Genomic DNA, 18,934 nt, shown 5'->3' on the forward strand with positions numbered 1-18,934 from the left:
TCATTCAAAAGGCTGAATTTAATCAGAAAGTCTTTCTGAAAAGGTTTATCACTGATACAATACGAGTAAATCATGAAATTCTTTGGAGGTTACACCTATGAAAATTTTACTTGTTGATGGTACAGTGCTTGGTCGTAAAACGGGCGCTATTTTAGAACAAGTTCAAAAATATATCGCACAATTTGATGCGAGTTTAGAGCTTGAAATCTTAACGTTCTCAGATTACAAGCACGAAATCGTTGATGGTCGTCCATTCGATCAATACAACGAAGGCTTACAAGAAATGGTCAAGAAAATCGAGTCAGCTGATGGCTACATTTTCGCCACACCAATTTTCCAAGGTTCAATCCCAGGCGTATTAAAAAATGCGTTTGATTTCTTACATCCGAAAGCACTTCGTTACAAGCCGGTATCAATCGTAGCGAATGGCGGCACGTATCAACATCACTTAGTTGTTGAAAACCAACTAAAACCGATTCTTGATTACTTCCGCTGCTTAGTAACACCAAACTATGTTTACACACATTCATCGCATTTTGATGCAGATAACAACATCGTCGACCAAAACGTTCAAGAGCGCCTGCAAGAACTTGCGCGCGTGTTTGTGAAGTATTGCGAAATGAGCAAAAGCTTACCGAAAGAAACAATCGACCAACATTAATGAAGAAAGCCCGTCTTGTTTGCGCTAGCGAATAAGGCGGGCTTTCGTTATACTCAAACGTAAGAGGTGACGACAATGATTGAAAAACAACTGCAAGAAGTTGAGCTCATTATTTTTATCATTTTTTCGCAGAATACCCCTCCCTCAAGGAACGTAGTGAGTAGGGAGGGGATGAATGCGAACCCAATTATTCTGCCAGTGCTAATTTGTTGAAAAGAACATCTGTTCCCGTTATAATATTCGAAAAAAGGAGGCGTCTGTCATGCCACATAAAGCGTATAAATTCCGTATCTACCCAAATAAAAACCAGCAAGCGTTCATACATCAAACACATGGGCATTGTCGTTTTGTCTATAACCATTTTCTTGAGTTGTGGAATACTTCTTATGAAGAAGAAGGAAAAGGGTTGAATCGTTCCATTATGTCCAAAATGCTCACAAAGCTGAAAAAACAAGATGAAACGGCATGGCTACGCAACGTAGATAGTGTGGCATTACAAGCCTCTTATGAAAATTTAATAGACGCTTTTAAACGTTTTTTTAAAAAGCAAAATAAATATCCACGCTTCAAAAGTAAAAAGAATCCAGTTCAAAGTTATACAACGAAGAATACGAATAACAATATTGCGATTGTCGGTAATCAAATGAAGCTACCAAAATTAGGACTTGTAAAGTTTGTAAAATCGCGTGAAATTGAAGGGCGTATTTTAAAGGCGACAATCAAATATAATGCGAGTGGTAAGTTTTACGTGTCTGTCCTATGTGAAGTACCAGACTTTAAGCCATTGCCTAAAACAAATGAAACTGTAGGAATTGATTTAGGTATCACCGATTTTGCGGTTCTGTCCGATGGACGTAAAGTGGATAACCAACGCTTTACAGCCAAAATGGAACAGAAGTTAAAACGTGAGCAGCGCAAGTTATCACGTCGCTACGAACAAGCGAAAAAAGAATGTCGTGACTTGCGTGAATGTATGAACTATCAAAAACAACGTCGTAAAGTAGCTTGTTTGCGTGAGCGTGTTGCTTTTCAACGTGAAGATTTTTTAAACAAGCTATCAACGGAATTGATTCGTCAATATGACGTCATTTGCTTAGAGGACTTAAATACCAAAGGTATGATGAAAAATCATAAGTTGGCAAAAGCGATAGCGGATGTGTCATGGTCTGAATTTGTGACCAAGCTAAAATATAAGGCGAAATGGCTCGATAGAAAAATTGTCGAAATCGACAGATTCTATCCATCGAGCCAAATTTGTCATACTTGCAGTCATCGAGATGGCAAGAAACCATTAGATATTCGTGTATGGACTTGTTCATCTTGTGGTACGACACTAGACCGAGATATTAATGCAAGTAAGAATATCTTAATCGAAGGGTTAAGACTTTTAAAGCAACAACCGTAGGAACTACGGGGATAGCCTACTAAAAAAGTGAAGCCGCTGTTTCGAGTAAATAGAAACAAGCAAGCACTGTTCGTAGGAATCGCCCACTTCAAGCACGTTCGAAGAACGGCTAAGTGGGGGTAGTTCAATGAAGATGAAGAGGATATGGCCGAGTCATTAGAAGATATGAAAGTGTATGCGAAAACATACGAATTAGATCATGTTGAAATTGCCGAGCAGCGTAAGGAAACGCTTGATGAGGAGCGCGTGAAATATATCGTGACGCTTGAAATTAGTCGCGATAGCGAAAATCTAGGGCGTAAATACGATACCGAAGAGCAAAAAATATTTGGCTTTAGTAAATAAAATTATATTTTTCGGAAAATTCATGCTACAATAGTGGCAACTATTTTGAAACGGAGGTGAAAGGAATGAAAAATTCAGCTTATATGACATCTGCACAATTGGATAATGCCCTTTATTTTGCACGTGTCATTACGTTCAAATTTGATGCTAACGGGATTCGTATGCCCTTTTTTAACACACAACATCAAATTTTAACGTAGCTGATGAACTTCATTCTTTTCATACATGAAAGGACTGTTCGTTGATGAGCAGTCCTTTTTTGTATGCTCAGCTGCGTTGTATGGAGGTCAATACAATGACAGTAAAAGCAGAAAAAATAACAAAAACAGTTGGCGGCACGACGCTTTTTGAAAATTTAGAAGTCACGATTCCAGATGGGAAGCACGTTGCACTTGTCGGGCGTAACGGTAGCGGTAAAACGTCGCTACTACGCTTATTTGCGGGTGTCGAGGCAGTCGATAGCGGCCGCATGATTACGCCAAAGGATTGTAAAATTGGTTATTTACATCAAATTCCGCAATACGCGACAGAAACAGTTGAAGAAGTATTGCTGAGCGCGTTTTGTAAGCTGCAACAGATGCAGGTGACCATGCAGCAATTTGAGGCACAGATGGCTGTCTCTAGCGATGAGCGTTTGCTTGAAAAATACGGTGAGCTGCAGGAGCGTTTTATGCAGCTTGGCGGTTATGACATGCAGTCGAAGCTCATGACGGTCGCGAATGGTTTGGGCGTTACACCATTTTTAAAAAAGCCGTTTGCGACGCTAAGTGGCGGCGAAAAAACGAAGGTCATGCTCGCGCATATTTTACTTGGTGAGCCGACGATTTTACTACTCGATGAACCGACGAATCATTTAGATTTACGGGCGATTGAGTGGCTTGAAACGTACGTCAAGCAGTTCCGCGGTACGGTCATTGTCGTCAGTCATGACCGCCGCTTTATGAACGAAGTCGCCGAGCAAGTCATTGAGCTAGAAGGCGGCGAGGTCTTTGTCAGTCATGGCAATTACGATGCATATGTAGCGACCAAAGAAGCACATGTCGCGTCGCAGTTTGCACAGTATAGCGAGCAGCAAAAGAAAATTAAAAAAATGAAAGAAGCGATTCGCCGATTGCGTCAATGGGCGAATGAGGCATCGCCACCAAATCCAGATTTATTCCGCAAGGCGAAGATGATGGAAAAGGCACTTGCGCGCATGGAGCTTGTGAAAAAACCGATGACAGCGAAAAAAATGACGTTAGCATTGCAGGCAGAGTCGCGTAGTGGCAATGAAGTCGCAACGTTTGAGGCAGTGCGTGCTTGCGCTGACGAGCGTACGTTGTTTAGCGACGCTAATGTTCATATCTATTGGCAAGATTATGTGGCAATTGTTGGAGATAATGGCACCGGCAAATCGACGATGCTAAAAATGCTATTGCAGCAAATTCAGCCCTACGAAGGAACAGTGAAGCTTGGTAGCAATGTAAAAATCGGCTATCTCGCACAGCAGTTTGATACGTTTCAGCCCGGTGACCGCTTGATTGACGCGTTTCGTGACGAGGTGGCGGTGACAGAAGGAGAGGCACGTCATCTGCTCGCACAGTTTTTGTTTTACGGCTATGACGTCTTTAAAAAGGTGAAAGATTTAAGTGGCGGCGAAAAAATGCGCTTGCGTCTTGCGCAACTTATGCAGCAAAAGGTCAACGTATTATTGCTTGATGAACCGACAAACCATTTAGATATTGAGTCGCGTGAAGTGCTTGAAGAAACGCTTGAAAACTTTGATGGCACCGTCATTGCTGTTAGTCATGACCGTTATTTTTTAGAAAAATTATTTACGCGTACTGCTTGGATTGAACATGAAACGGTGACGATGCATGACGGGCCGTATGACTGGGCAAAGGGCAAACAGCGTGCACAAGCAGTTGAGCGTGAAATACTCTTTTTAGAGCGCAAAATCGCCGAGCACCCCGATGCAGCGCTTAGCGAGCAACTTGAAAAATTGTATGATGCGCTGTAAGGTCGCGAATACGTGCCTCATTCCGTTATAATGAAACTATCGAAAGGAATGAGATATATGGCAAAATCATTAGTTATCGCAGAAAAACCGTCAGTAGGCCGCGACATCGCGCGCGTCTTAAAATGCTCAAAGAAGGGCAATGGCAGCTTAGAGGGCGATAAATATGTTGTGACATGGGCACTTGGCCACCTTGTGACACATGCAGACCCTGAGCAATACGACAATAAATATAAAGAGTGGAAAATGGACGACCTACCAATCGTGCCAGAACCATTTAAATTAGTACCGATCCGTCAAACGACAAAGCAATTCAACGCGGTGAAAAGCTTATTAAACCGCGGGGATATTAACGAAGTGATTATCGCTACCGATGCAGGGCGCGAAGGGGAATTAGTGGCGCGCTGGATTTTAGCAAAGGCGAAATCACACAAGCCGATTAAACGTTTATGGATTTCTTCTGTAACGGATAAGGCGATTAAAGAAGGTTTTGCGAAGCTACAAGACGGTCGTAAATACGATGCGCTGTACGAAGCGGCAGTCGCGCGTGCTGAGGCGGACTGGGTTGTCGGCATTAATGCGACGCGTGCGTTAACGGTGAAGCATAATGCACAACTATCATGTGGACGCGTGCAAACACCAACGCTTGCGATGATTTTTGAGCGCGAGCAACAAATTAAAAACTTTAAACCAAAAACGTATTACGGATTACAAGCGTTAACGAATAAAACGACGTTTACGTGGCAGGAACAAGGCTCTAATCAAACACAATCATTTGATAAAGCAAAAATCGATAGCATTTTAGCGAGTTTAGATGCTGTGCATACCGGGCAAATTGTCGATGTCAAAACGACACCAAAGAAAAAATATGCGCCGACATTATTCGATTTAACAGAGCTACAAAAAGAAGCGCATAAACGTTGGAGCTGGTCGGCAAAAGAAACGCTATCTACGCTACAACATTTATATGAACACCATAAAATTGTGACGTATCCACGTACCGATTCAAAACATTTAACAGCGGATATTCAAGAGACATTTAAAGAGCGTATTAAAGCGACAACAAGTGGCGATTCACGTCAGGCAGCAAATGCACTACTGCGCCATGCGAAAGTACAAGTACAAAAAGGCGTGATTAACGATGCCAAAGTATCGGATCACCATGCGATTATTCCAACCGAAGAGCCGGTCATTTTACCGAATCTATCGGATAAGGAACGCAAGCTCTATGACATGATTGTGAAGCGTTTCCTAGCCGTATTTTATGGTCCGTATGTTTATGACCAAACCGTTGTGACGCTAAAAGTTGGCAACGAATTGTTTACAGCAAAAGGCAATACGGTTCGCGACCAAGGCTTTCGCGCTGTTTATAACCAAGATGATGACGAGACAACGACACTACCTGATTATCAACAAGGGGCGACACTTGATGTACGCGCTGTTGCCGAGACATCTGGTCAAACGAAGCCACCAGCGCCATTCAATGAAGGGACGCTACTTGCGGCGATGGAAAATCCAACGCAGTTTATGCAGGGCGAATCAAAAGAATTAATCCAAACATTGAATGAAACAGGTGGTATCGGGACGGTTGCGACGCGTGCCGATATTATCGAAAAGCTCTTTAAATCGTTTGTCATTGAGAAAAAAGGCAATGATTTATATGCGACGTCAAAAGGCCGCCAGCTACTTGATTTAGCGCCAGAAGATTTAAAATCGCCAGCACTAACAGCTGAGTGGGAAAAAGAATTAACGAAAATTGCACAAGGTAAAGCGAAGAAAAAACAATTTATGGACCGCATGATTTCATTCACGCAAAAATCAGTGAAAGAAATTAAAACGAGCGACCATAAATTTAAGCACGACAATGTCACAGGAAAACGCTGCCCAGACTGCGGTAAATTGCTATTAGAAGTAAATGGTAAACGCGGTAAAATGCTGATTTGCCAAGACCGTGAATGTGGCTACAAAAAGAAAGTATCACAGCTAACAAATGCACGTTGCCCAACGTGTCATAAGAAATTAGAACTACGTGGTGAAGGCGATGGCCGTATTTTTACGTGTAAATGTGGGTATCGTGAGAAATTATCGGCGTTTGAAAAGCGCAAAAAAGAGTCAGGTAAGACGAAAGTTTCAAAACGCGACGTGAACAAATATATGAAGCAACAAAACAAGGAAGAAGAACCTTTAAATAATGCCTTTTCAGATGCGCTAAAAGGTCTGTTTAACAACGATTAGAACATTTTTTCTGCAAGCAGTGGTAACATGAAAAAAACATCTGAATAGTGGAAAGAGGTGGACGATATGAAATTAGCAGCAATCCTAAACAATCGCTATGCTGAAATTGAAAACCGTAAACGCGTACTCAAGCAAAAAACGGCCGATGAAGCATACAAAAAGAACGCCCAATATTTTCAGCCGAAGTCAAATCAGGCACTCGATGAATTGGTCGATTTATTAACAGGGAAAAAAGAGCAGCAAGCAAAACCTGCGTTGCAGCAAGCTATCCGCGAAATGCAGGAAGCGGCGCCAAGTGACTCAGCGATGAATGATTTGGTAGCAAATGATGAGGAAGCCGTTGATATTTTAAAGCGCGTGCAACAATCTGCGTTATCAAGCGCTAATCCAACAGCACAGGACTTGCAAGTTGCGCAATCTGCGGCCGATTATATCGCTCAAAAAACGCCGTTCACTACTAACTCAGACATCGCAACACTAGCACCTAAGAAAAATGTGGACAGTTTACATGTACAACCGAGCGAGCAACAATATAAGGAAACGATTCGCACGCGCCTATTTGAAAAGGCAGCATCGCGCTATCAATTCCAAATTCAAATGGCACGTAGTGGATTCCAGTTTGATGAGCCTGTATTTTATCAAATTGCGTAATGAGGGAAGTGTACGATTTTGGCAAAACAAAAAATGCAAAAGACCAATGCAGTGCGATTGCTCGATCAGCAAAAAATCCCGTATCATTTGCAGGAATATGCAGTAAATGACGACCATTTAGATGGCGTTACAGCGGCGAATGAAGTTGGTCAGCCAGTCGAAAAAGTGTTTAAAACACTCGTTGCGAAATCAACGAAAGGTCAGCTCTATGTCTTTGTCATTCCGGTTGCAAAGGAGCTTGATTTGAAAAAAGCTGCAAAGGCCGTACATGAGAAAAAAATAGAAATGCTTCATGTGAAAGATTTATTAGCAAACACCGGCTACATTCGTGGTGGCTGTTCGCCAATTGGCATGAAGAAGCACTATCCGACATACATTGATAGCGATGTACAGCTAGTAGATGAAGTGTTAGTGAGCGCCGGCAAACGCGGTATGCAATTATGCTTAACACCTGACAATCTAGTAGCAGCTGCAAAGGCCGAAATTGTTAATATTACCGTTGATATTTAAGTCATCGTTTGTTACAATTGTCGAGTTGCAGTTGAACGTAAACTGCGACATGGAGCAATCCTTGTCGCAGTTTTTTTAATGGAAAGAAGGATGTCGCGTGAGAAAAGAATTCACAGTGCGCTGGCTATTTTTCTTCATTGGGATCATGTTTATCGGTTTGGGCGTTGCCTTGACGATTCGTGGACAACGTTATGGCGTTGGTTCATGGGATGTATTACATATCGGCATGTTTTACCACTTTGGATTGTCAGTTGGCGCGTGGTCAATTATTATCGGGCTAGTCATTGTCGCATTAACAGCGATTTTATTAAAACGTCTGCCAAAAATCGGTACGTTTATGAACATGATTTTTTGTGGCGTATTTTTAGATATTTTCAATGAAATTTTACCGCAAGCGCATACACCGCTAACACAGTTTGGTTGTTTTGTGCTTGGGATTATCGGCATTGCAGTAGGGTGCGGTATTTATGTCTCAACAAATCTTGGCGAAGGTCCGCGAGATAGCTTAATGATGTTAGCTGTTGAAAAATTAAATGTCAGCATTACGGTAGCACGTACAGCAATGGAAATTTTCGCTGCAGGTCTTGGTTATTTAATGGGTGGCCCAGTCGGTATTGGGACGGTGATTATGGTATTTGCGCTTGGACCAATTATTCAAGTCGTATTACCAATGAGTCGCCGCGTGCTAGAGCATTTTATTAAAGACCCGGTAGCAATGTATAAATAACGAATGTATAAGGAAAGTTATCCACAACTTTTCTTATACATTTTTTAAGTTGTCCACATGTGGATAACTTATTGCTTTTAAAAAACTGAAAATTACAAAAATGATTTAAATTGGCGTGTTAATTAGCCTAAAAAGCAATTCTTTCTTATAGGAGATTTCATTTGTGTGTTTCTGAAAAAGACAAATGTCGCATTGATAGTAAGTTTTATACGCGATAATAAAAAAATGTACGTTTGACATGAACATTATAAGAAAAGTATGTTAGAATAGGGGCAACTGAACGGGAAAGGATGATTTGTGTGTCAAAAATTTTAAATACATTCGTAGATGAAAACTTACAAGCGTTAAAAGAACAAGGCTTATACAATGAAATCGACCCTGTCGAAGGTGCGAACGGCCCGGTCATTACGATTCGTGGTCAACAGCTGATTAACCTATCGTCAAATAACTATTTAGGCCTTGCGACGAATGAAGAATTAAAAAAAGTTGCGCAAAAAACAATCGAAACATACGGTGTTGGCGCAGGTGCAGTACGCACGATTAACGGCACGCTTGATTTGCATGTCAAGCTAGAAGAAAAGCTCGCCGAATTTAAAGGGACAGAAGCAGCGATTAGTTATCAATCGGGCTTCAACTGTAATATGGCGGCAATTTCAGCGGTAATGGACAAAAACGATGCCATTTTATCAGACCAATTAAACCATGCCTCAATCATTGATGGCTGTCGTTTATCAAGAGCTAAAATCATCGCGTTCAACCACTCGGATATGAAGGATTTACGTCAAAAAGCTAAAGAAGCAACAGAATCTGGCTTGTACAATAAAGTGATGGTCATTACAGATGGCGTCTTTTCAATGGATGGCGATATTGCGAAGCTGCCAGAAATCGTTGAAATCGCGAAAGAGTTTGATTTAATCACGTATGTTGATGACGCGCATGGTTCAGGTGTGACCGGCAAAGGGAAAGGGACTGTGAAGCATTTTGGACTACAACATGATATCGACTTCCAAATCGGCACGCTATCAAAAGCAATCGGCGTTGTTGGTGGTTATGTCGCTGGGAAGCAAAATGTTATTGATTGGCTGAAGGTGCGTTCTCGTCCATTCCTATTCTCAACAGCATTGCCACCAGCAGATGTCGCGGCGATTACAACAGCTGTGCAAATGATCATCGATTCAACAGAGCTGCATGATAAGCTATGGGACAACGGCGATTATTTAAAAGCGGGCTTAAAAAAACTGGGCTTTAACATCGGACATTCTGAAACGCCGATTACACCATGTATTATCGGTGATGAAACGTTGACACAGCAATTTTCAAAACGCTTAATTGAAGAGGGCGTTTATGCGAAATCAATCGTCTTCCCAACCGTTCCAAAAGGCACAGGTCGCGTGCGTAATATGCCAACTGCAGCGCACACAAAAGACATGTTAGATAAAGCAATTGCGACGTATGAAAAAGTAGGGAAAGAACTAGGCGTTATTTAAGAAAGATAAAGAGGCTGGGACATACGTGTAACAACATCCTCTCAGATGAGCATAAAAAAACCGGAATCGCGCTGTGACGCGGTTCCGGTTTTTTGTGGCGAACGCTAAAAAAGGAACATGAACTGTTTTGTAAAAGCCTCTTTTTAATGACGTTCTTTTGCTTTCACATTTTTGTATGCTGTCGGTGCGACTGCATACATGATTTTACCGAACACAATCGCAATGACTGCTACGAGTACAAGTTGAATAATAAATTCAACGAATGTATTGACCGGAAGCTGTAAGCGAAGCATGACTTGGAATGCTAAAAAGACGCCAAGTGTAGTCCCGAAGCCGTAGATGAACACAACTTTCTTTTTATCTTGTTTGTCGAGCTGATTTAACACGTATCGCTGCGACGAAATGCTAACAAAACCAATGAAAGCACTAATAATTAATGAAATGACAACCAAAATTCCACCTCTTAAGCGAATAAATTAAGTGTGGCAATACGCGCCATTGCTTCGTGAATACGCGCCTCATCAACAAGTAAGCCGACGCGCACGTAGCCTTCACCATGCGCACCAAAGCCATTACCAGCTGCGACTGCGACATTCGCTTTTTCAAGTAATAAATCAGCGAACGCTTCGCTCGTCATACCGCTCGGAACGGGAAGCCATGCAAAGAAGCTACCCGCTGGAATCGTAATGTCCCAGCCGATGTTCGCGGCAGCGTCTTTTAACGCATTGCGGCGCGCTTCGTAAATTGCAAGTTGTTCGGTGACACATTGTTGCGATGCTGTTAGCGCAACAGACGCGGCATGTTGAATGGCAGGGAATAGGCTGCAGTATAGATGGTCTTGAATTAGATTTAAGCCAGCAATCATCTCCGCATTGCCGACTGCAAAACCAACGCGCCAACCAGCCATATTATATGTTTTTGATAATGTATAAAATTCAACGCCGACCTCTTTAGCACCCGGGGTTTGCAGGAAGCTTGGCGGACGAATGCCGTCATAGCCAAGTGAACCATAGGCGAAGTCATGCATAATCGCAATATTATGTGCATTAGCGAGTGCGACCGTTTCAGCGAAAAATTCGGGCGTTGCGACCGCGCCTGTTGGATTGTTTGGATAGTTGATATACAGCAGTTTGGCGGCCTCTTTTTGCGCGTCTGTTAACGCATCGTAGTCCGGCAAAAAGTCATGATCAGCAGTGAGTGGCATCGTCTCAAATTGAATATTTGCGAGCGCCACGCCTGATAAATAATCTGGGTAGCCAGGGTCTGGTAGGAGCATCGTATCGCCCTCATCTAGCATGACCATTGGCAACTCGACTAACCCAGCTTTGGCGCCAAATAAAATCGCAATTTCCGTATTCGGGTCAATATCGACGTCGTATTCACGTTTATAAAATGTGGCGATTGCCTCTTTAAACTCTACTGTACCACGGAATGGTGAATATTTGTGCATACGAGGGTCAGCGGTTGCTTGCTGCATCGCCTCGATAATGTGCGCAGGTGTTGGGCGGTCGGGATTGCCTTGTCCTAAGTTAATGACATCGCGCCCCTCGGCTACAGCTGTTGCGACATTTTGTGAGAGTTTCGCAAAAAACTGCTCTGGAAGTTGTTGCATCTTTTTTGATAATTTCATGTAGGTGCCTCCAAAAATAATCTATTGTATAATAGAAATAAATATTCTGAAAATTATTCTCATAGTAGACCTTTTTCAGAAAAATGTCTATAGGTGGTGTCGTGATGAAATTAGGTTGTATTCAATTTAAAGTCGCAACAGGCGATGTCGAAAAAAACTATGCACGCGTGGATGAATTAGTACGCGAGGCACACGCGAAAGGTGCTGAAACGGTCGTCTTACCAGAGATGTGGAACTCCAGCTATGCGCTGAAAAATCTCGAAGAGCTAGCGGACCCAAACGGTGAGCGTGCGAAGAAATTTTTACGTGAGCTCGCAAAAGAGCTAGGCATTCACATCGTTGGCGGCTCGGTTTCAACGAAAAAGAACGACAAATTTTACAATACAATGCTTGTGTTCAATAAAGATGGTGAGCAAGTTGGCGAATATGATAAGGCACATTTATTCCGTTTGATGGACGAGCATTTATATTTAGCAGCTGGCTCAGGACAAAATAATTTCAAATTAGGTGACTTAGATGCGGCGGGTGTCATTTGCTATGATATTCGTTTCCCAGAATGGCTCCGCCTCCATGCGTTAAATGGTGCGAAGGTGATTTTCGTGTCGGCACAGTGGCCAACACCGCGAATTGATCATTGGAAAACGTTGTTACAAGCGCGTGCCATTGAAAATCAATGCTTTATCGTGGCGGTCAATCGTACGAGCCATAAGCCGGAAAACTTCAACGGCCAATCGATGGTTATTGAGCCGTGGGGTGAGGTGCTTTGGACAGGTAGTGACGACGAGGAACTAGCAATCGTCGACGTTGATTTTGATAAAGTTGACGAGGTGCGCAAAAAAATTCCGGTTTACGATGACCGTCGCCCAGAGCTTTATCAAGATATTTTGAAAAATTAACTTTTTTCAGAAAAGTTATTGACAAGTGACTTAAAAAGAAATACTATTGGTGACATAATAAAAACAACTAAATAACTAGGATTTATCAAGAGCGACGGAGGGATAGGCCCGATGATGTCCAGCAACCCCCATTAAGGGAAGGTGCTAATTCCTACAGAATGTGTTTCTGAAAGATAAATAACGTTTAAAATAGCAGGCGTCTTTCAGAAGAAGGGCGCTTTTTTTGTTTTAAAAAAGTAATTTTACAAGAATAAGAGGTATGTGCATGATTGAAATAAAAAATGTCTCGAAAGTATATCGGTCAAAGAAAAAAGAGGTTATCGGCGTCGATAATGTCAATCTGACAATTAATGATGGTGAAATATTCGGAATAGTTGGATATTCAGGAGCCGGAAAAAGCTCGCTACTGCGTTGCATTAATTTATTAGAACAGCCAACAAGCGGCGAAATTTTAGTCAACGGACAAAATTTAATGACGCTACCGGCAAAAGATTTACGACAAGCACGCTTGAAAATCGGCATGATTTTTCAGCATTTCCACTTGATTGAGCAAAAAACAGTCGGTGAAAATATCGAATTTTCATTGAAGGCTGCCAATGTCGCAAAAGACAAGCGCAACGGCCGCATTAAGGAATTACTAGCGATGGTTGATTTATCGGATAAGCAAGATATGTTCCCAGGGCAATTATCCGGTGGGCAAAAGCAACGCGTTGGGATTGCGCGTGCGCTCGCAAATGAGCCGCATATTTTATTATGTGACGAGGCGACATCGGCACTCGACCCAACGACGACAACGGCGATTTTGAAGCTACTGAAAAAAATTAATCGCGAGCTTGGCATTACGATTGTGCTCATTACGCATGAGATGGAAGTCGTGAAAGACATTTGTGACCGCATGGCAATTATGCAAAATGGTCGCGTTGTTGAGCATGGTAGTGTCTATGATATTTTTGCGGATCCGACAAATCCACTGACGCAAGAATTTATCGGTAGCGTCGTATCATTCGATATTCCACAAGAAATTATGCAAACCTTTACCGGTACGATTGTGAAAGTATTGTTCAAGGGTGATACAGCCGGACAAGGCATTATTTCGGATATGCTGCAACAATTTGAAGTGCGCGGCAATTTCCTTCACGGCACGATTGAGTATATACAAGAGCGTCCGCTTGGCATCTTTATGATGGAATTAATCGGTGATGGACAAGATATTCACCGTGCGATTACGTATATGGAATCACGCGGCGTGACAGTGGAGGTGCAGTAATATGTTTGATTTCGCACATTTTACATCGATGCTACCAGATATTTGGACAGCCTTTGGTCAAACGCTATTAATGGTCGGTATTTCATTAGTCGTAGCGCTCGTAGTCGGCTTACCACTCGGCTTATTATTATTTATTACAAGTCATGGCTTTTTCGCTGTACGCAGCGCTAGTAAAAAGGCGAATCGCATCGTCAACAATGTTTTTAGCTTCGTTATTAACTTTGTGCGTTCGATTCCGTACATCATTTTATTAGTGGCGCTCATTCCGCTAACAAAAGTGTTGTTAGGTGATACGACAGGTCCATTAGCGGTAAGTGTGTCACTATCAGTAGCGGCGATTCCATTTTTCGCGCGACTTGTTGAAACGTCTCTAAAAGAAGTAAGTAAAGGGGTTATTGAAGCGGCGATTGCAGCCGGTGCCTCACCTTGGTTGATTATTAAGGAAGTATTATTACCTGAAGCAAAATCAGGCATTATTCAAGGGATTACGATGACCATTATTAGCTTGATTGCTTACTCTGCAATGGCAGGGACAATTGGCGGCGGCGGTGTCGGTGACTTAGCGATTCGCTTCGGTTACTACCGCTACGACGATACGATCATGATTGCGACGATTGTTATTTTAGTTATTCTCGTTCAAGCTGTACAAATTTCAGGTGATTTGATTGCCAAAAAAGTAAATAAAAAATAGGGGGATTTGACAATGAAAAAGTGGTTAGCAGCCGTTCTTTTAGTCATCGTCACAGCGGCGCTTGCAGCATGTGGTGGCGACTCAAAAGATACAGACAAAGAAACAACATCAAAAGATATTATTATCGGTGCAACAGCAGGGCCATATAGCGACATGCTTGAAAAAGCGATCGTACCAGGTCTTGAAGATAAAGGTTACAAGGTAACAATTAAAGAATTTAGCGATTACATCCAACCAAACAACGCATTAGACAATGGCGATATTGACGCCAACCTATTCCAACATAGCGTTTATTTAGAAAACTTCAATAAAGAAAACGGCACAAAATTAAAACCATTAATTATCGTACCAACGGCTCCAATGGGCTTCTTTTCTGAGAAATACAAATCAGTTGAAGAATTACCAGATGGCGCTAAAATCTCAATCGCTAATGATCCATCAAACTTAGCGCGTACGTTAAAATCATTACAAGACCAACGTTTAATCGAAATTAGCGATGATGTCGATCCATTAGTTGCTTCAACGAAAGACATTACGAAAAACCCAAAGAACTTTGAGTTTAAAGAAATTGAAGCAGCAGGTTTGCCACGTGCAATCGAAACATCTGATTTAGCTGGTGTACCGGGGAACTTTGCGTTAGCAGCAAACTTAAACTTAGAAGATGCGGTATTTTTAGAAGATATGCCTGATAAATTCCGTAACGTTGTAGCGGTACGTGAGGCAGACGAAAATGCGCAACTGGCAAAAGATATTAAAGCGGTTGTGGAGTCGGCAGATTTTGAAAAAATCATCGATAAAGATTTCAAAGGCTTTGGGAAACCAGAGTGGATGGAAAAGAAATAATCATTCTTTATAAGTGAGCATTCCGGATTTGGGATGCTCGCTTATTTTTTTTGGATGAAAATATGTCTAAAGTGTGACGTGCCACACTAGATGCGAGAAAGCGCTTTCTTGCATCTAGTTATGCTATTTACCTAGTTTTAAAACGGCATTTTCTTGCATCGAAATGCTTACGTCTTTTAAAAACTGTGTTTTTTAGAAATACAAATATTGTTTTCTTAAAGAATACATTATATAATATTGTTAACTTAAAACATTGATTAAACAGCGTTTGTAACATATATTTTGTTCTTCTGGAAAATACAATTGTTTTTATATTATTAGTGTTCTTTCAGGGAATACAAGTGTAAGCTGTAAGAGGAGGAAAAGAAATGAAGAAAATCATGATAACAGGTGCTTGTGGTCAAATTGGTTCAGAGCTAGTAGAGAAGTTGCGTGCGGAGTATGGGACAGATAATGTTCTTGCGACCGATATTCGCAAACCGGTCAGCTCTTCGGGGCCGTTTGAAGTACTTGATGTCATGGATGCCGAGCGCATGTATGACATCGCAAAAGCTTTTGGTGCAGATACATTAATGCACATGGCGGCTCTTCTTTCTGCCACTGCCGAAAAAGATCCGGTATTTGCATGGAACTTAAATATGGGTGGTTTAATGAATGCTCTTGAAACGGCTCGTAAATTAAACTTACAATTTTTCACACCAAGCTCAATTGGCGCATTCGGTCCATCAACACCAAAAGACAACACGCCACAAGATACGCTGCAACGTCCAACAACGATGTATGGTGTTAATAAAGTAGCGGGCGAATTATTATGCGATTATTATTACACGCATTTTGGCGTAGATACGCGCGGCGTACGTTTCCCAGGATTAATCTCAAATGTGACGCCTCCTGGTGGCGGTACGACAGATTATGCGGTCGATATTTATTATCAAGCAGTGCAAGAAGGTCATTACACATCATATATTGCGGAAGGTACCTATATGGATATGATGTATATGCCAGATGCACTGCAAGCAATTGTTGATCTAATGGAAGCGGATAGCGATAAACTCGTACACCGCAACGCCTTCAACATTACAGCGATGAGTTTCACACCAGAGCAAATCGCCGCATCAATTCAAAAATTGATGCCAAACTTTACAATCGCTTATGATGTGGACCCGACGCGTCAGGCGATTGCTGATAGCTGGCCTAATTCATTAGATGATACCGCCGCAAAAGCAGAATGGGATTTTAAGGCGGCATATGATTTAGATAAAATGACTGCCGATATGCTTGAAAAGCTTCGCCATAAGCTTTACCGTAGTGCATCTTAATTGACAAAAGCGCGACTGCCCATTATAGGGGAGTCGCGCTTTTTGCTACGATGATTAATTTACCAGCATCTAAATGGACATCAAGTGTTTTGGCTTGTTGTTCGGTAATCCCGACCGCCATGAGTTGTGTACGCAACTCCGATTCACGGGACGTAAATAAATTTTTAATGCTGCTCATGACACCTTGTTCTGCCATGCCGACTTGTGAAATATGTAATGCCTCAGCAATATCATCCGCGCGGCTCTCGTAGCGTGAAAAAACATATAGTTGCTCGCGTTCAAAACCTTCTTTTAGCAATAAATCAACGCGGTCTTTTAAGCGCACTGCATTGTCCACGACAAAATATTTTAGCATTCATTAAACCTCCCTTTTCTGCTATGTAGTGTATTGTTCCCAATTTTGTAACTACACTAAACGAACTAATTGAAAAAACGTAAATTTTCTCTAAAAATCAATTAATATTCTATAAAAATAAAATATTTTCTAAAAATTCTGGATTTTTTACTAATATTTTTATACACTATTTTATACAGGATTTGGTAATCTTGACAAAAATGCTTAGGGGATGGTTAATAATGATGGATACACAGCTTATATTAAATGGTTTTGTGAAGCGTGCCGAAACATATTTTCCGCATAAAGAAATCGTATCGCGTACATCGGCGGACAAAATTCACCGCTTAACGTACAAAGATTTTGCGGTTCGTACACGCAAGTTGGCGGCAGCATTAGAAAAATTAGGAATGACAAAAGGAATGAAGGTCGGGAGCTTTGCGTGGAATCAGCATCGCCATTTAGAAGCATATTTCGCCGTGCCATGCACAGGGGCAGTGCTGCACATGATTAATATTCGACTTGCAGATGAGCATCTTGAATACATTATTAATCACGCGAACGATGAAATTTTATTAGTGGATATTGATTTGTTCGAGACAATTGAACGCATTTTACCAAAATTAACAACAGTGAAGCATATTGTTGTGATGAGCGATACAGATGACTTACCAGCAAGCCAATTTGCTAATCTTTATTCATATGAGCAGTTACTTGCAGAAGCACCGAATGACTATCAATTCCCAACAGATTTAGATGAAAACTTGCCAGCAGCAATGTGTTACACAAGTGCAACGACAGGTTTCCCTAAAGGCGTTGTCTACACGCATCGCGGCCTTGTGCTACATGCGATTAACTTAGGGCTAGTGGATTCATTTAGTTTATCAGAGCGCTCGGTTGCACTGCCGGTTGTACCGATGTTCCATGTGAATGCATGGGGAATTCCATTTGCATCGGTGAACTTCGGCGCAAAACTAGTGCTACCAGGGCCAAACTTTACGTCGAATACATTGATTGATTTAATCGAAGCGGAGCGCGTGACGTTTACAGCAGGTGTACCGACGATTTGGATGGGTGTATTACAAGAGCTTGAAAAAGAGCCGCGCGATATGTCATCACTTGAAATGGTGGCGGCTGGTGGCTCTGCTTCACCGCCATCACTTATTCAAAAATTCACGCATAACTTTGGCATTCCATATAAAACAGTTTACGGTATGACTGAAACGTCACCAATTGTCTCTGTTGCGACATTAACGTCTGAAATGGATGATTGGAGCGAAGAGGACAAAATTGCGGCATTATCAACGCAAGGCTTAACGGTGCCATTAATCGAAACAGAAATTATTAATGAGGACGGCGAAGTACCAGCAGACGGTCAAACGATGGGTGAGTTGCGTATTCGTGGTCCGTGGATTTCTAGCGAGTACTACAATGACGAGCGCACGATTGATGCATATCGTAATGGCTGGCTTTACACAGGAGACATTGCTGTGCGTACACCGCAAGGAAATATTAAAATTACCGACCGTACGAAAGATTTAATTAAATCAGGCGGCGAATGGATTTCATCGGTAGATTTAGAAAATGCGCTGATGGCCCATGATTCAGTATTTGAAGCGGCAGTGATTGCGATTCCTCATATTAAATGGCAAGAGCGTCCACTCGCATGTGTCGTGTTACATGAAGGTTACGACGCGACAGTGAAAGAGGAGCTGACACAATTTTTAGCGACACAAGTGGCGAAATGGTGGATGCCAGATGATATCGTCTTTGTGCGTGAAATTCCGAAAACATCGGTTGGTAAGTTTTTAAAAGCGAAGTTGCGCGATGATATGAAAGATTATCAAGTAAATCCATAATAAAAAAGAGGCTAGGACAAAACAGTTCATGTTCTTTTTTTAGCGTTCGCCACAAAAAACCGGAACCGCGCCACAGCG

Annotated in this window: 19 protein-coding genes and 1 riboswitch; of the genes, 16 read left to right on the forward strand and 3 right to left on the reverse strand. The window is 41.9% G+C overall.

From position 1 onward, the window contains the following. Positions 1-97 precede the first annotated feature (97 nt). From V514_RS0100740 to V514_RS0100790, 10 genes are all read left to right on the forward strand, one after another. Positions 98-661: an NADPH-dependent FMN reductase gene (locus V514_RS0100740; protein WP_029497739.1), complete on the forward strand. Its 564-nt coding sequence runs from the start codon at positions 98-100 to the stop codon at positions 659-661. 262 nt (positions 662-923) lie between these two features. Then, entirely contained in the window at positions 924-2,066 is a 1,143-nt protein-coding gene (gene tnpB, locus V514_RS0100750) for an IS200/IS605 family element RNA-guided endonuclease TnpB (protein WP_029497740.1), read from the forward strand. Positions 2,067-2,210: 144 nt separating this feature from the next. Next, positions 2,211-2,411, forward strand: coding sequence for a hypothetical protein (locus V514_RS0100755; RefSeq protein ID WP_029497741.1), 201 nt, complete (start codon positions 2,211-2,213; stop codon positions 2,409-2,411). Positions 2,412-2,476: 65 nt separating this feature from the next. Further along, positions 2,477-2,611, forward strand: coding sequence for an RAxF-45 family protein (locus V514_RS20735; RefSeq protein ID WP_268744192.1), 135 nt, complete (start codon positions 2,477-2,479; stop codon positions 2,609-2,611). A gap of 95 nt (positions 2,612-2,706) precedes the next feature. Beyond that, positions 2,707-4,410, forward strand: a complete 1,704-nt coding sequence (abc-f, locus tag V514_RS0100765; RefSeq protein WP_029497742.1) for a ribosomal protection-like ABC-F family protein — start codon at positions 2,707-2,709, stop codon at positions 4,408-4,410. Positions 4,411-4,467: 57 nt separating this feature from the next. Then, positions 4,468-6,642 carry a DNA topoisomerase III gene (locus V514_RS0100770; RefSeq protein ID WP_029497743.1) on the forward strand — a complete coding sequence of 725 codons (2,175 nt, stop codon included), beginning with the start codon at positions 4,468-4,470 and terminating at the stop codon, positions 6,640-6,642. Positions 6,643-6,708: 66 nt separating this feature from the next. Further along, complete coding sequence (locus V514_RS0100775) at positions 6,709-7,293, forward strand: hypothetical protein (protein ID WP_029497744.1); 585 nt, start codon at positions 6,709-6,711, stop codon at positions 7,291-7,293. A gap of 18 nt (positions 7,294-7,311) precedes the next feature. Then, on the forward strand, positions 7,312-7,803 hold the full coding sequence (ybaK, locus tag V514_RS0100780; RefSeq protein ID WP_029497745.1) for a Cys-tRNA(Pro) deacylase: 492 nt from the start codon (positions 7,312-7,314) through the stop codon (positions 7,801-7,803). A 97-nt stretch (positions 7,804-7,900) separates the two neighbouring features. Further along, positions 7,901-8,530, forward strand: a complete 630-nt coding sequence (locus V514_RS0100785; RefSeq protein WP_029497746.1) for a YczE/YyaS/YitT family protein — start codon at positions 7,901-7,903, stop codon at positions 8,528-8,530. 290 nt (positions 8,531-8,820) lie between these two features. Then, positions 8,821-10,017 (forward strand): glycine C-acetyltransferase, encoded by a 1,197-nt coding sequence (locus V514_RS0100790; protein WP_200864009.1) that lies wholly within the window; start codon positions 8,821-8,823, stop codon positions 10,015-10,017. Positions 10,018-10,160: 143 nt separating this feature from the next. Here the strand turns inward: V514_RS0100790 and V514_RS0100795 are convergent, their stop codons facing one another. After that, positions 10,161-10,469 (reverse strand): hypothetical protein, encoded by a 309-nt coding sequence (locus V514_RS0100795; RefSeq protein WP_029497748.1) that lies wholly within the window; start codon positions 10,467-10,469, stop codon positions 10,161-10,163. An 11-nt stretch (positions 10,470-10,480) separates the two neighbouring features. Then, positions 10,481-11,647: a pyridoxal phosphate-dependent aminotransferase gene (locus V514_RS0100800; RefSeq protein ID WP_029497749.1), complete on the reverse strand. Its 1,167-nt coding sequence runs from the start codon at positions 11,645-11,647 to the stop codon at positions 10,481-10,483. A gap of 104 nt (positions 11,648-11,751) precedes the next feature. Between V514_RS0100800 and V514_RS0100805 the strand changes: the two genes are divergently transcribed. From V514_RS0100805 to V514_RS0100825, 5 genes are all read left to right on the forward strand, one after another. Then, the gene (locus tag V514_RS0100805) at positions 11,752-12,543 is read left to right on the forward strand and encodes a carbon-nitrogen family hydrolase (RefSeq protein ID WP_029497750.1); all 792 of its coding nucleotides are present in this window, start codon (positions 11,752-11,754) and stop codon (positions 12,541-12,543) included. A gap of 79 nt (positions 12,544-12,622) precedes the next feature. Next, a riboswitch (SAM riboswitch) is annotated at positions 12,623-12,723 on the forward strand. Between the two features lie 85 nt (positions 12,724-12,808). Continuing rightward, positions 12,809-13,810 (forward strand): methionine ABC transporter ATP-binding protein, encoded by a 1,002-nt coding sequence (locus tag V514_RS0100810; protein WP_029497751.1) that lies wholly within the window; start codon positions 12,809-12,811, stop codon positions 13,808-13,810. Position 13,811: 1 nt separating this feature from the next. Then, on the forward strand, positions 13,812-14,501 hold the full coding sequence (locus tag V514_RS0100815) for a methionine ABC transporter permease (protein ID WP_029497752.1): 690 nt from the start codon (positions 13,812-13,814) through the stop codon (positions 14,499-14,501). A 12-nt stretch (positions 14,502-14,513) separates the two neighbouring features. Then, positions 14,514-15,344, forward strand: coding sequence for a MetQ/NlpA family ABC transporter substrate-binding protein (locus V514_RS0100820; protein WP_029497753.1), 831 nt, complete (start codon positions 14,514-14,516; stop codon positions 15,342-15,344). 368 nt (positions 15,345-15,712) lie between these two features. Continuing rightward, positions 15,713-16,663, forward strand: a complete 951-nt coding sequence (locus tag V514_RS0100825) for an L-threonine 3-dehydrogenase (protein WP_029497754.1) — start codon at positions 15,713-15,715, stop codon at positions 16,661-16,663. 22 nt (positions 16,664-16,685) lie between these two features. Here the strand turns inward: V514_RS0100825 and V514_RS0100830 are convergent, their stop codons facing one another. Then, positions 16,686-17,018, reverse strand: coding sequence for a general stress protein (locus V514_RS0100830; RefSeq protein WP_029497755.1), 333 nt, complete (start codon positions 17,016-17,018; stop codon positions 16,686-16,688). Between the two features lie 221 nt (positions 17,019-17,239). Between V514_RS0100830 and V514_RS0100835 the strand changes: the two genes are divergently transcribed. After that, entirely contained in the window at positions 17,240-18,856 is a 1,617-nt protein-coding gene (locus V514_RS0100835; protein ID WP_029497756.1) for a long-chain fatty acid--CoA ligase, read from the forward strand. The last annotated feature ends 78 nt before the right edge of the window (positions 18,857-18,934 follow it).

Source organism: Kurthia huakuii LAM0618 (genome assembly GCF_000505545.1).
Taxonomy (GTDB): domain Bacteria; phylum Bacillota; class Bacilli; order Bacillales_A; family Planococcaceae; genus Kurthia; species Kurthia huakuii.

What these genes read in the sequence shown, in the direction of transcription:
- V514_RS0100815 (WP_029497752.1), top strand. Translation starts at nt 13,812, where the DNA reads ATGTTTGATTTCGCACATTTTACATCGATGCTACCAGATATTTGGACA.
- V514_RS0100755 (WP_029497741.1), top strand. Translation starts at nt 2,211, where the DNA reads ATGGCCGAGTCATTAGAAGATATGAAAGTGTATGCGAAAACATACGAA.
- V514_RS0100770 (WP_029497743.1), top strand. Translation starts at nt 4,468, where the DNA reads ATGGCAAAATCATTAGTTATCGCAGAAAAACCGTCAGTAGGCCGCGAC.
- V514_RS0100835 (WP_029497756.1), top strand. Translation starts at nt 17,240, where the DNA reads ATGATGGATACACAGCTTATATTAAATGGTTTTGTGAAGCGTGCCGAA.
- V514_RS0100830 (WP_029497755.1), bottom strand. Translation starts at nt 17,018, where the DNA reads ATGCTAAAATATTTTGTCGTGGACAATGCAGTGCGCTTAAAAGACCGC.
- V514_RS0100810 (WP_029497751.1), top strand. Translation starts at nt 12,809, where the DNA reads ATGATTGAAATAAAAAATGTCTCGAAAGTATATCGGTCAAAGAAAAAA.
- V514_RS0100820 (WP_029497753.1), top strand. Translation starts at nt 14,514, where the DNA reads ATGAAAAAGTGGTTAGCAGCCGTTCTTTTAGTCATCGTCACAGCGGCG.
- V514_RS0100825 (WP_029497754.1), top strand. Translation starts at nt 15,713, where the DNA reads ATGAAGAAAATCATGATAACAGGTGCTTGTGGTCAAATTGGTTCAGAG.
- V514_RS0100805 (WP_029497750.1), top strand. Translation starts at nt 11,752, where the DNA reads ATGAAATTAGGTTGTATTCAATTTAAAGTCGCAACAGGCGATGTCGAA.
- V514_RS0100740 (WP_029497739.1), top strand. Translation starts at nt 98, where the DNA reads ATGAAAATTTTACTTGTTGATGGTACAGTGCTTGGTCGTAAAACGGGC.
- V514_RS20735 (WP_268744192.1), top strand. Translation starts at nt 2,477, where the DNA reads ATGAAAAATTCAGCTTATATGACATCTGCACAATTGGATAATGCCCTT.
- V514_RS0100775 (WP_029497744.1), top strand. Translation starts at nt 6,709, where the DNA reads ATGAAATTAGCAGCAATCCTAAACAATCGCTATGCTGAAATTGAAAAC.
- tnpB (WP_029497740.1), top strand. Translation starts at nt 924, where the DNA reads ATGCCACATAAAGCGTATAAATTCCGTATCTACCCAAATAAAAACCAG.
- V514_RS0100800 (WP_029497749.1), bottom strand. Translation starts at nt 11,647, where the DNA reads ATGAAATTATCAAAAAAGATGCAACAACTTCCAGAGCAGTTTTTTGCG.
- V514_RS0100790 (WP_200864009.1), top strand. Translation starts at nt 8,821, where the DNA reads ATGATTTGTGTGTCAAAAATTTTAAATACATTCGTAGATGAAAACTTA.
- abc-f (WP_029497742.1), top strand. Translation starts at nt 2,707, where the DNA reads ATGACAGTAAAAGCAGAAAAAATAACAAAAACAGTTGGCGGCACGACG.